General features: G+C 61.7%; 9 protein-coding genes. 3 read left to right on the top strand and 6 right to left on the bottom strand.

From position 1 onward, the window contains the following. Window positions 1–2: 2 nt before the first annotated feature. The 4 genes from ycaC to OIU19_RS08930 form a co-directional block, all read right to left on the bottom strand. On the bottom strand, window positions 3–629 hold the full coding sequence (gene ycaC / locus OIU19_RS08945; RefSeq protein ID WP_186554204.1) for an isochorismate family cysteine hydrolase YcaC: 627 nt from the start codon (window positions 627–629) through the stop codon (window positions 3–5). A gap of 44 nt (window positions 630–673) precedes the next feature. After that, window positions 674–1,363: a hydrolase gene (locus OIU19_RS08940; protein ID WP_186554205.1), complete on the bottom strand. Its 690-nt coding sequence runs from the start codon at window positions 1,361–1,363 to the stop codon at window positions 674–676. Between the two features lie 334 nt (window positions 1,364–1,697). Then, on the bottom strand, window positions 1,698–3,002 hold the full coding sequence (locus tag OIU19_RS08935; protein WP_264234720.1) for an McrC family protein: 1,305 nt from the start codon (window positions 3,000–3,002) through the stop codon (window positions 1,698–1,700). 16 nt (window positions 3,003–3,018) lie between these two features. Next, entirely contained in the window at window positions 3,019–5,439 is a 2,421-nt protein-coding gene (locus OIU19_RS08930; RefSeq protein WP_264234719.1) for an McrB family protein, read from the bottom strand. 238 nt (window positions 5,440–5,677) lie between these two features. Here OIU19_RS08930 and OIU19_RS08925 point away from each other — a divergent pair, with 238 nt between their 5' ends. The 3 genes from OIU19_RS08925 to OIU19_RS08915 all read left to right on the top strand — a co-directional run bounded on the left by OIU19_RS08925 (window position 5,678) and on the right by OIU19_RS08915 (window position 9,113). Continuing rightward, window positions 5,678–6,067 (top strand): nuclear transport factor 2 family protein, encoded by a 390-nt coding sequence (locus OIU19_RS08925; protein WP_264234718.1) that lies wholly within the window; start codon window positions 5,678–5,680, stop codon window positions 6,065–6,067. Window positions 6,068–6,166: 99 nt separating this feature from the next. Continuing rightward, on the top strand, window positions 6,167–7,669 hold the full coding sequence (locus tag OIU19_RS08920) for a cytosine permease (protein WP_264234717.1): 1,503 nt from the start codon (window positions 6,167–6,169) through the stop codon (window positions 7,667–7,669). A 13-nt stretch (window positions 7,670–7,682) separates the two neighbouring features. After that, window positions 7,683–9,113, top strand: coding sequence for an aldehyde dehydrogenase family protein (locus OIU19_RS08915; protein ID WP_264234716.1), 1,431 nt, complete (start codon window positions 7,683–7,685; stop codon window positions 9,111–9,113). An 80-nt stretch (window positions 9,114–9,193) separates the two neighbouring features. On the opposite strand, the gene OIU19_RS08910 is transcribed toward OIU19_RS08915, so the two are convergent. Beyond that, window positions 9,194–11,602 carry a DUF3772 domain-containing protein gene (locus tag OIU19_RS08910; protein WP_264234715.1) on the bottom strand — a complete coding sequence of 803 codons (2,409 nt, stop codon included), beginning with the start codon at window positions 11,600–11,602 and terminating at the stop codon, window positions 9,194–9,196. A 59-nt stretch (window positions 11,603–11,661) separates the two neighbouring features. Further along, window positions 11,662–12,708, bottom strand: coding sequence for a bifunctional DNA-binding transcriptional regulator/O6-methylguanine-DNA methyltransferase Ada (ada, locus tag OIU19_RS08905; protein ID WP_264234714.1), 1,047 nt, complete (start codon window positions 12,706–12,708; stop codon window positions 11,662–11,664). Between the last annotated feature and the right edge of the window lie 74 nt (window positions 12,709–12,782).

Here is a 12,782-nt window from a genome sequence, read left to right as displayed (position 1 = left end):
CGTCACTTGGACTCGGTGAGTGTGCTGTAGCTGGTCATCAGATTGCGGTAATCGGGAATGTGGTTGGAGAACAGCGTCCCCAGCCCCTCGATATCGTTGCGCCAGTCGCGGTGCAACTCACAGGCCACGCCGAACCAGGTCATCAACTGTGCCCCAGCGGCTTCCATGCGCCGCCAGGCCGAATCGCGGGTCAGCTCGTTGAAGGTACCCGAGGCGTCCGTCACGACGAACACCTCGAAGCCCTCCTCCAGTGCCGACAGCGCCGGGAAGGCCACGCAGACCTCGGTCACCACCCCAGCGATAAGCAGCTGCTTCTTGCCGGTGGCCTTGACCGCCTTGACGAAGTCCTCGTTGTCCCAGGCATTGATATTGCCGGGCCGCGCCACGTAGGGCGCATCCGGAAATTGCGCCTTGAGTTCCGGCACCAGCGGGCCGTTGGGGCCACTTTCGAAACTGGTGGTGAGAATGGTCGGCAGCTTGAAGTACTGGGCCAGGTCAGCCAGCGCCAGCACGTTGTTCTTGAAGCGGTCCGGATCGATGTCGCGCACCAGCGACAGCAAGCCGGTCTGGTGATCGACCAGCAGTACCGCTGCGTTGTTCTTGTCCAGACGCTTGTATTGAAATGCCATGGTGGATCTCCTTGCGTGGATGGGAAAACGCGCCCCGCGCGGGGTCAGCTACGTTGCGAATCCAACTGCTCGTTCTGGCTGACGACGGCCTGGGCCTTCATGTAGCTCTCGATCAGCAGCTGGTAGTGCGGGAATACTGCGCTGTAGGCCTCAGCCCACTGGGCGGCGTCCGGACGGTTCCAGGTGCGTTGCACCTCCGAGCAAACCGCTGCGGTGTCCATCGGTACCACGCCAGCCTGGACCACCCGCGCCAGGGTCACTTCCTGGGCCATCTTCGAGTAGGTGCCTGAGGCGTCGATGACAGCGAACACCTGATAACCGGCATTTACCGCGCTGATGCTGGGGAAGGCCATGCAGACACTGGTGATGGTGCCGGCGATGATCAGTTGCTTGCGCCCGGTCGCCTTCACGGCGGCCACGAACTCGGGATTGTCCCAGGCATTGATCTCACCCTTGCGCGCGACGTACTGGGCGTGCGGAGCGGCCTCGTGAATCTCTGGAATCAGCGGGCCGTTGGGCCCCTGGGGCACGGAGGCGGTAGTGATGACCGGAATCTTGGCCAGGCTGGCGACTTTGGCCAGGGTGATGGCGTTGGCCCGCAGCTCGGTCATGGGCATGTCCTTGACCGTCTGGAACAGGCCACTCTGGTGGTCGATCAGCAGCATCGTGGCATTGTCAGGATCGATCCGGGGGATCTGGCCTTCGAAGTTGGCAGCTTGCGAGAAATTGCTCATCGTTCTCTCCTCTTGTTGGAGAACCGGCCATCCTGGCCAATGCGGTCGGGCCGCGACCCACAGGTCCACAGTGGGGATTATGAGAGTAGGCAACGCAGGCTGAGTGAGACGACCGTCAGTCGGCGACCTGAAGTAAATGCGCTCGCCAAACAGGCTGAGCGCACGACAGGCGTAACGGTAAAGGCCGGGCGAACCGGTCGGTAGCCCCATTGGCGCACCCTCAGAGTTCCATTGCGTGAACGATGGGTGGCGCTTCGGCGCTTGTTCCCTGACGCTGAGTCGGCGATCGAAGTTCGTGGCCCGCGACTAGACCGCAGCGGGCCAGCGCAAGCGATCAATGAGTGGTGAGAGGGTAATCAGAGCAGCTATCAGCCTGCGTGCGCAGCGGCAACCCAGCCAGATTGCTACCCAGCAAATACTCGTTCTCCAGATCGAACGGCAGTACCCACAGATGCAGATCGGCACCGTAGTCAAATACCGGCAACGCTTTCTGCAAGCCCGACCAATACGGATAGATCAGCACCAGCTTCGGCGCCTGTCCATCTCTGTACTTATGCCCATAGGCGAATAGCTGATAGAAATCGCTTTGTTGCAGCTGATAATTGTCGCCATGAGCGTCGCTGCGCAGGCGCTTCCATTTGGTATCTAGCACCCAGCGCCTTGAACAGCTATCAATAAGGAAGTCTGGCCTCAGCCCGAACATTTGCCCTTGGCCATGCGCGCACAGGTACTTACCGTCGGCCTCACAACTCAACGTCGCCTGTGTCGATAATTGCCGCTGCAACCAGTCACCTACGAAGTGCTCGAACAGCTTCTCCATCGGGAACAACATGCTCAAGCCCTGCCACTGCCCCGCCACAGCGATGGGCATCTGCTGATTGAGGATCAGCTCGCACCACGGTTTGACGTCACGATAATGCGCCATCAATCGATCCTTGCCCCAGGCCAGCAAGTCACTCTTCACGTGCTTGCTGGCAGGGACCTCCTCGAACAATCCGCGCAGCTCGTTGGCCAGCCGCCAGTTGCGCGCATCTTGTGTGGTGCTTGCGACCTGCAGCAGCGCCAGTTTAAGCAGGCGATTTTCGGCGCGATCAGGCAGATAAACGTCATGGCGCAGTTGGAAGTAATGCTGTCGGCCGGGTGGCTGACGCATCTGTTTGACCATGTCTAGCTGACCACGCAAGAAGCGCTGTTCTTCTTCGATCCGCTGGTAGTCAAAGCGAATGCCGCGCTTGAGCAAATAGTCCAACTGATCGAGAAACTGCCCCATCACCCACTCGCTCAGTGGCGCATCGAATAATTCAAGGCTGGTAAGTGAAGTTTGCCTGGGGGTCAGATGCAGCGCGGTTTGGATCAACTTACGCAGCAGTTGTCGACTTCCAAGCAGGCAATCACCCTGCTCGATGTGTTTTGGCAAGATCTCGATGCGCACACCGCAGGGGGTCTCCAGGATGCCCACGTAGGAATCCCAGCGTAACCAACGTCGTCCTTCTACCTGTAACAAGCGCGCGCCGCGCTTGCTGAAACCGGCACTCAACTCGCACAGCCAGTCAAAAGCACTCGGAGTTACCTGGGCAAGATCCAATGAAGGCTCGACGCGCTCTGTGGTGAGCAGGGCGTACTCACGAATAGTGATCACGGCAACGCTCACCCGCTCAGCCCAAAATGTTCAGATAGCTGTCGCGCTGACTAAACGCCGCGCTGTTGAGCAGCCAGCGCCGGTCATCCACCTTCGCCGCCACGTCGCGGCCAAACAGCTCAGCAAGATCAGCCTGACTTGCCGGGCGCTCGATGAAGGGCTGAGAACCGCTAGCGTTGGCGTGCTGGTCATTCAACACCCAGCTGATCCGCTCCCAATCCTCAAAGAAGTACTCCTGAAGCAACGGCACAATCTGCTTACGGAAGATGTGCGCCAAACACTCAAGCGTGGGGCTCTGCTCGAGGGGAAGGAAGTAAGCATGGCCCAGGCAGTGGTCACGATCGAGCAAGACTTCGATGCGCTTGTTCATCACCTCCAACAGTGTGGAGATTGCAATCCCCTCCACCTGCACATGCGCCAGGATATCCGGCCGGGGCAACATCTCCTTGAAAGCGAAACGACGGCGCAATGCGATATCAAGCCCGGACAACGAGCGATCAGCACTGTTCATGGTGCCGATCACGTGCACATTGCTAGGCACGCTGAAGGAATCTTTCGAATAAGGCAGCCTGACCGACAAGGCCTCCGCCTGGCCTGCGCGCTTGGATTCTTCCAGCAGGGTAATCAGCTCGCCAAAGATCCGAGAAATATTGCCGCGATTGATCTCATCGATAATCAGAACATAGTTGCGCCGCTGACGAGGTTGTTCCTGGGACGGGGCAAACTCCGCGAGCCCACATTCATTCTGCAAGTAGCGCAGGATGCCCTGAACATAGGACGCGTTATGCATGTAGCTCTTGTCACCGGTTCGGTACAGACGTCGGAGATCGCTCAGGGATGCACGATAGGGCATCTTCTGATCGGCAGAGACAGCAGGAAACACCCGGAAGGTTTCACCGCCCACATAGTCGAAGTCAAATGAGTGATTTCTCACCGTCTGTGCGGTCAGCGGTTGTCCGCCACTGCTCAACTTTTCCTTCAGTCGTGTGAAGGCCTGTTCAAACGGATCATTGTCGATATCGATGTCCGCCGCGGCGTTGCTGCAGAGCGCCTTGAAAATCCCCGGTTCAATCCGATAAACCAGCTGCCCATCCTCATTGTCGGCGCGTATGCCCTCCACAAAGTCTTCGTAGCTGAAGCTCTGGTGGAACGTGCAGAACACGACTTGCTGGGTTTTCACATATCCGTTGAATGCCTCGGTCAACGCCTGGCGAGTAACACCAGGGCGCGTGAGTAATTCAGGCTCAAGGATGGCCAGCGCTTCATTGACAGTGTGATAGGTTTTTCCGGTACCCGGCGGGCCGAACAGAATCTGGTTGAGCGGTGCATTCGCGCATTGCCTTGCATCCAGCGATTGAGGCTCGGCTTCAAGCGCTACCGGCTTGCCGCCCTTGAAGGCTGCGAGCAACTGCCACATGGCAATATTGTTTTCCAATACGTCGTTTGGGTTGACCTGCGCCGCTTGCAAGCATTGTTTGATCTGTCGGTTGAGCTCACACCATCCACCCAGGCCTGCACCCGCGCCGAGCTGGAACTTCGACTTGAGCCCTGCCAATAACAATTGACAGTCTTTATCGGTGAGGATGCTGGTATAAAGTTGCGGCGCGAATGCGGCAAACACCCGGCTGATCATTGCCGGTCGATTGGTATGGAAATGCCCGGCACGCACGCTATCGCGCCATTGTTGAAGAATGCTGTCGTAAGTTTCCGGGGTGGGCGCTGCCATGATCTTCAGGGTCATGGCTTCGATCAAAGGGAACTGATCATTGAACTCCTCAGATGACATCACCCCTTGCTTCAAACTGGATATGCCGTTGTTGCGGTCAATCCACAATTGCTCCAGAGCCGAACGGTCGAGCATCACTCGGCGCTGGCTGAGCCCTTCTGCGTATTGGGTGGCTGCCTCATAGCTGCGCAACCATTTAGGCTGTGATGAGGCATCGTCTGCCGAACTCCATTCAATGAACTGCCGCAAGCTATGCTTGCCTGCCCCATTGCGCCAGAGCTCGTCCAACACCTCTGCTCTGGACTGCGGGAGGCCTGTGCCGGTAATGGTCGGACTCCAGCTTCGCATTGCCAAAGCCTCAGTCAACAACTCAAGAGGCAGCAAACCACGCGCGCAATCCGGACGCCGCTCTTCTATGGCAATGTGCAAGCGGTTGGCGCCTGCCTGAGCGACGGTGCCGCGAGCGACAATGCCCGGCGTGGCACCAGGCGATACCAAATACACCCGATCCCCAACCTGGGGTTGGAGTAAGTAGCAATCGAGCTGAATCTCTTCTCGGGTGCCAACAGAAACGCTCTGCGATTGCCAGGCGGGATCCGGGGTCCATGTCAGCAAGAAGGCCGAAATACGTGCGGGGTTATCCTCGTCAACGTCCGAGACGAAGGTCGCCTCAGGCATTGCGTCCGATAGGCTTCTATTCAACTCATTCATGCGCAGCACTCCATGCCACCCGCCTACTGACAGGCCAGCTCGCTTCAAGAAGGGAAACGCCCTAGCGGGGCGCAAGGCATATTGCCACTACCACCCACCTGTCTCAACTCTCACGCAGCATGCAAAACCCTTGGTTTACAGATTTCTGAACTAATTATTTGCCCACAGCGATTTTTCCCTCGCCCCTCCCTCACCAGAATCGCATCACCACAATCACAATAACCGTGAGGCCACTCCCGTGGACCAGACACTCCAGGTACGGCAAGCCGCCGCCGACCTCGTCGCCGCCTTTGCCAGCAACGACAGCGCCCGCTACTTCGCCTGCTTCAGCGAAGACGCCACCTTTCTTTTCCACACATTGGCGCAACCCCTGCTGTCACGCCGTGCTTATGAACAGCTCTGGGCCCAGTGGCAAGCCGAAGGTTTTGCCGTGCTCGCGTGCCAGTCGAGCAACGTCCACCTCAGCCTGCAAGGTGAGCTGGCGATCTTCATCCACGATGTCGCCACGCGCATTCGCATCGCGGGTGAAGAGCACGCGCTGAACGAGCGCGAGACCATCGTTTTCCGCCGCCAGGATGAGCGCTGGCTGGCCTGCCATGAACACCTTTCAGTGGTTAGCCAAGCCTGAAACCGTTTTAGCCTTTGCGGCCCTGCCGCCACTGCCAACGCACCCACAAGAGGGTCCGCGCACTGCGCCGACCTACAACAACCGCGCTGGAGCATCATCATGAGCCACTCGACTGGTATCGAGACCAATGGCGTCGAACAGATCCCCGACGATCAACGCGACGCCACCCCGCTTGACCTGTTCCGCCTGATTTTCGGCGGCGCCAATACCTTCGCCACTGCGGTACTGGGGAGCTTCCCGGTGCTGTTCGGCCTGTCATTCCAGGCCGGCGTCTGGGCGATTCTGCTGGGGGTCGGCATCGGCGCCTTGATCCTCGCCCCGATGGGCCTGTTCGGCGCGCTCAACGGCACCAACAATGCGGTGTCGTCCGGCGCGCACTTCGGCGTGCACGGGCGTATCGTCGGCTCGTTCCTGTCACTGCTCACTGCCGTGGCGTTCTTCTCGCTGTCGGTGTGGAGCTCGGGCGATGCCCTGGTTGGCGGCGCCAAGCGCCTGGCCGGGCTGCCGGAAACCGATCTGACCCTGGGCCTGGCCTATGGCTTGTTCGCGGTGCTGGTACTGGTGGTGTGCATCTTTGGTTTCCGCTTCATGCTGTGGGTCAACAAGATCGCCGTGTGGGCCTCCAGCCTGTTGTTCCTGCTGGGCCTCTTCGCCTTCGCCGGGCCTTTCGACGCGGGCTTTGCCGGTAGCGTCAATCTCGGCCAGGCAGGCTTCTGGGCGGCCTTCGTCGGTGCGGCGATCCTGGCCATGAGCAACCCGGTGTCGTTTGGCGCGTTTCTCGGCGACTGGTCGCGCTACATCCCGCGCGAGACGCCCAAGGCGCGCATCATGCTGGCGGTGATCGCCGCCCAGGCGGCCACCTTGATCCCGTTCCTGTTTGGCCTGTGCACCGCCACCCTGGTGGCCAGCCAGGCGCCGGACTACATCGCCGCCAACAATTACGTGGGCGGGCTGCTGGCCATTTCGCCGAGCTGGTTCTTCCTGCCGGTGTGCCTGATCGCGGTAATCGGCGGCATGTCTACCGGCACCACCGCCCTGTATGGCACCGGCCTGGACATGTCCAGCGTATTCCCCCGACTGCTCAGCCGCGCAGGTGCCACCTTGTTGATTGGCGTGGCAGCCATCGGCTTCATCTTCCTGGGGCGCTTCACCTTCAACCTGGTGCAGAGCGTGTCGACCTTCGCCGTGCTGATCATCACCTGCACCAGCCCCTGGATGGTGATCATGATCCTCGGTCTTATCACCCGTCGCGGCTTCTACCACGCCGATGATCTGCAGGTGTTCACCCGCGGCCAACGTGGCGGTCACTACTGGTTCCTGCATGGCTGGAACTGGCGCGGCATGGGCGCCTGGCTGCCGAGCGCGGCGGTCGGCCTGTGCTTCGTCAACCTGCCGGGGCAGTTCGTCGGTCCGCTTGGCGAACTGGCCGGGGGCATCGACCTGAGCCTGCCAGTAACCCTGGGAATCGCCGCTGTGCTGTACCTGCTGCTGCTCAACCTGTTCCCTGAACCTGCTGGCGTGTATGGCCCTCTCGGGCCGCGCTGGGTGCGCTGCAAAAGCAGCCCACACATCCCGGTAACCTCTGCTGCCGAAATGGCCTGACTGGAATTCGCCCATGACCACTCCTCATTACATCGACGGCCGCTGGGTCGAAGGCCAAGGCAACGACTGCATCACGGTGCATGAGCCAGCGCTGGGCTTGCCCTTCGCCGAGCTGATGTCGGCCAGTACTGCGCAAGTCGACCAGGCGGTGGCGGCCGCCCGCCGCGCCCTGCCGGCTTGGAAGCAAACCTCTGCCACTGCACGGGCGGCGCTGCTGCGCGGTTTCGCCGAGCAACTCGGCGCGCGCCGCGACCCACTGATCGCCTTGCAGATGCGCAACAACGGCAAGCCGCGCCATGAGGCTGAGATCGATCTGGACGATGCCGTGGCGACTTTCGCCTACTACGCCGATCTTGCCGAGCAACTCCCAGAGAAGAACCGCGAGGTGCCGCTGGCGGTACCTGGCTTCAGGGCGCGCACGCGCCTGGAGCCGGTCGGCGTGGTGGGCCTGATCGTGCCGTGGAACTTCCCGCTGGTGACCAGCGCCTGGAAGCTCGCCCCTGCCCTGGCAGCTGGCTGCACGGTGGTCCTCAAGCCCTCGGAAGTCACCCCGCTGATCGAGCAAGCCTACGGCCAGATCGCCGACGTACTTGGCCTGCCGGCAGGCGTGCTGAACATTGTCAACGGCAAGGCCGAAACCGGTGCGGCACTGAGCAGCCACAGCGGCTTGGACAAGCTGTCGTTCACCGGCAGCAATGGCGTTGGCAGCCAGGTGATGCGCGCCAGCGCGGCGCAGTGTCGGCCGGTGACGCTGGAGCTGGGCGGCAAGTCGGCGATCGTCGTGTTCGACGATTGCGATGTCGACCAGGCGGTGCAATGGATCGTTGCCGGTATCACCTGGAACGCCGGACAGATGTGCTCGGCGACCTCGCGCCTGCTGGTCCAGGACGGCATTGCCGATGCACTGCTGGCGCGCTTGCAAGCGGCGCTGGAGACGATGCAGGTAGGTAATCCCCTGACTGAAGAGGTGCAGATGGGGCCGCTGACCAGCCAGGCGCAATGGCTGAAGGTTGCCGGCTACTTTGCCACTGCACGGGAAGAGGGTTTGCAGTGCCTGGCGGGCGGCAAGGTGCTCGATCGCGATGGCTGGTTCGTCAGCCCCACGCTGTATGTCGATGTGCCTGAACACAGCCGGCTGTGGCTGGAAGAGATCTTTGGTCCGGTGTTGTGCGCTCGGCGTTTCAGCACTGAACAGCAAGCCATTGCCCAGGCCAACGACAGCCGTTTTGGCTTGGTCGCCACCGTTTGCTCAGCCGACTTGCAACGCGCCGAACGCGTGGCCGATGCGCTGGAAGTTGGCCATGTGTGGATCAACTCGGTGCAGGCGGTGTTCGTTGAAACCTCATGGGGCGGCACCAAGGGCAGCGGGATCGGGCGTGAGCTTGGGCCTTGGGGGTTGGCGGCGTATCAGTCGGTCAAGCATGTGACGCGGAGTCTGGGCTAAGCGCAGGCCGCTAAATGTGCTGCGTTCATGAGACTGAGCGCCGCTCGTGCGGCGCTCGATCTCAACGCTGAAACACTGACTTACTGCGCAGCAGGCTCGTCGGCCGGCCGCTGGCCTTCTTGCACCAGCACCATGCTCTGCGGCGACGACAAGGGAATGTCTTCGTCTCGCAGGCGCCCCAGCACAGTGAACAGCAGATCACTGCGCGCTCCCGACACCTGCCGTGGGCTGGCCACGTAGCCGCTGACACTCAGCACCATGCCACTGGTGGTGAGGTCCTTGAAGGTCACCGATGGGGTCGGTGCATCGAGGATCGCTTCATGCTCGTGGTAGGCATTGAGCAACAGCTCGCGCACTTGGCTGGCGTCGGTCTCCAACGGCAAGGTCAGGGTAATGCTCACTACCCCCAACGCATTACCCATGGTCACGTTACGCACGTTCTGCGAAATGAACTGCGAGTTCGGCACGATTACCGTGGAGCGGTCGGACATCTGGATCTCGGTGGCGCGCACGTTGATGCGGCGGATGTCGCCTTCGACCCCGGCAAGGCTGACCCAGTCGCCCACTTTGACCGGGCGTTCGGTCAACAGAATCAAGCCAGAAATGAAGTTCTGCACGATCTGCTGCAAACCGAAACCAATACCGACCGACAGCGCACTGACCACCCAGGTCAGGCTGGTCAGGTTGATGCGCAGGGTCGACATCACCAGCATCGCCAGGAACAGGAAGCCCAGGTAACCGACCAGGGTCACCAACGACGCGCGCATGCCGGCATCCATGTCGGTTTCCGGCAACAGGCGCTCGCTCAGCCAACGCTTGACCACGCGAATGGCGAACAGACCACCGAAGAACATCGCCAAGGCCAGGAAGATATCCTGCGGGACGATGTTGAGGTTACCGAGCACCTTACCGCCGCTGCCATCCCAATCGGCCAGGCTCATCAGCAGCTCACCCGGGCTGGTGCCCGACGGCATCAGCGCGAGCAGCGCGGCGGCGAACAATAGCAAGGTGCGGCCAATCCCGGCCAGGATGGTGCTGGCCTGGGCTTGGTGACGCTGGGCTAGGCCGAGTGCCGAGGCCAGCGCCAAGCCGCCCGGCTGGCGTGGTGAAAGCAGGGTTTCACAGAGGTCGCCGAACACCGTGACCAGCAGGTAGGCACAGGTCGCGACCACGCTGATCCACAACAGCTTGGCAGTGAGGAAGTAAGCCAGGGTCAGGTAACCGGTCAGCAGCGCCAACACGGTCAGCGCCAACCATACGACGATGACGAACGGGATCAGCCCGGCCAGGCCTGGCGGTCGCTCGAGCTTATGCAGGCGACGGGTACGGCGGTAGCGGACCAAGGCGGCGAAGAAGATCGACGCCACCACCAAGGCGGTCAAGCCGTTGGTGGCCAAGGTCAGCGCCAGGCTGGTGCCGATCACACTGTTGATCCGCTCCTGGGTGAGCAGCACCATCAGCGCCAGCGCCAGCAGTTTCGGGAACCATCCCAGCGCACTGGCGACCTCATCCGGGATCGGCGGCAAACGCCAAGAGGGACGCTGCAACATCAACATGGCACGGCCCAGGCCGGTGATGAAGGCGCTGAACACCACCAGGGTCAACACATGGTTGATCAGGCTGGCGATGTCGGCGCCCAGCTCGGCGCTGGTCTCAAGGCCCCAACGCACCAGCGACACCGAGCCGGAAATGGTGCCCAGGGTCGCCAGACTGACGCTCAGGGCCAGGGCGCTGCGGCGCAGGCGACCTTCAGGCAACCAGCGGATCATCGCATCGGCCAACAGCCGCTCGAGTACCCGCCTTACCAGGGTCCACACCAGTAGCGCCGCGATCAGGCTGGTGATGAACAGCCAGCGGTTTTCAGGGCTGAAGGCACTGGCCAGGGCATCGGCTGCTTCGCCGCGCAGAGCCCGCAGGCGGGCAACATCATCGTCGGTCGGTCGGATAAAGCTCGACCAGAACGCTGGGCTCAGCGGGCTGGCCGCGCGGCTGGTGATCTGCGAGTTGAACTGGCTGCGGCGCAGGTTGACGATCTGGGTCGACAGGTCGCGCGCTGACTGGGTCAGCTGGGTGGCGGTCTGCTGCTGGGCGAGCAAGGCCTTCTTGTCGCTGGTCAGTTGCTGACGCTGGCGGGTGATGCTGTCGGCTTCGTCCGGCAGCACTGGCCCGAGCACCTTGAGCTGGTCTTCCACGCGCTCCAGATCGGTCGTGCGCAGTGCCACCTGGGCATCGGCCTGGCGCTGCACCTGCATGGCCGCCTGGCGCAACTGCGAGAGCTGGTCGTCATTGGCATTGGTGGTCACGCCCTGGCGGATCTGGTCGAGCCGGTCGCTCAGTTGCTCCAGGCTGGCGTTTTCTTCCAGCGCAGGCATTTCCCCGGCCAGCAATTGCCCCACGGGGGTGGCACCCGCCGACCAAGCCGGTGTGGCCACCCACAAGAGTAGGGCCAGAATCCCTACACAGAAACGGTCAAGGCTTACACGCCTCATTGAAATCCCCTATTGTTCACAAGCACAACTGGCGGGGAATTCTACGCTGCTGCGCGTGATCAGGAGAGTGCCGTCTCTCGGTCCAGCAACTGTCGCTTGCGCTCGACGCCCCAACGATACCCGCTGATATCGCCGTCCCGACGCACCACCCGGTGGCAAGGGATGGCCACGGCGATGCGGTTGGCAGCGCAGGCCTGCGCCACCGCGCGGACCGCCTGGGGCGCGCCGATACGCTCGGCGATATCGCTATAGCTGACGCGCTGGCCTGCCGGGACCTCACGCAATGCCTGCCAGACCCGCTCTTGAAAGGCCGTTCCTTGAACGTCCAGTGGCAGGTCCAGGCCGAGGGCGGGTTGCTCGACGAACCCCACTATGACGGCGATCAAGCGCTCGAAATCGGGATCAGCGCCGATCAGTTGCGCCTTGGGGAATTGATCCTGCAAATCATTGAGCAACGCTTCGGGGTCGTCACCCAGGAGAATGGCGCAGATACCGCGCTGGCTCTGCGCCACCAGAATGGCACCCAGCGCGCATTGGCCCAGGGCGAAACGGATGCTGGCGCCTTTGCCACCTCCACGGTACTGCTTGGGCAGCATGCCCAGGCGCTGACCGGCGCTTTCGTAGAAGCGGCTGTTGGAGTTGTAGCCGGCGTCGTAAATGGCGTCGGTCACCGAGCTGGTTTTGTCGCCCAGGCGATCACGCAGGCGCTGGGCGCGGAAGGCCGAGGCGTAGGCTTTTGGCGTCAAGCCGGTTTCGGCCTTGAACAGGCGGTGCAGGTGAAACGGGCTGAGGCACAGTTCGATGCCCAGCTGATCGAGGTTGGGGGCACTGTCGCTGGCTTCGATCAGGCGACAGGCGCGGGCGATCAGATCGCTGCGCCGGGATGCTCCAGCGCAGCGTTGGCAGGCGCGAAAGCCTGCCGCTTCGGCGGCGCCAGGATCAGCGAAGAAGGTGACGTTTTCGCGCTTGGCCAGGCGTGACTTACAGCCAGGTTGACAGTAGATGCCCGTGGTGCGCACGGCGTAGACGAAGTGCCCGGCTGCGCTGTTGTCGCGGTTTTGCACGGCGAGCCAGCGCTCGGCGTCGGTGGCGTAGGCGGGCTTCATGGGGGGTGGCTCCTGGCGGTGGTTGGGAGTGAGATTGCCAGCTGCCGGTGCCGGGTTCACTCCGATTCTTGCGG

Source organism: Pseudomonas sp. BT-42-2 (genome assembly GCF_025847435.2).
Taxonomy (GTDB): Bacteria; Pseudomonadota; Gammaproteobacteria; order Pseudomonadales; family Pseudomonadaceae; genus Aquipseudomonas; species Aquipseudomonas urmiensis.
The sequence above is the reverse complement of the archived record's forward strand: the minus strand, read 5'-3'. Positions and strand labels throughout refer to the sequence as shown.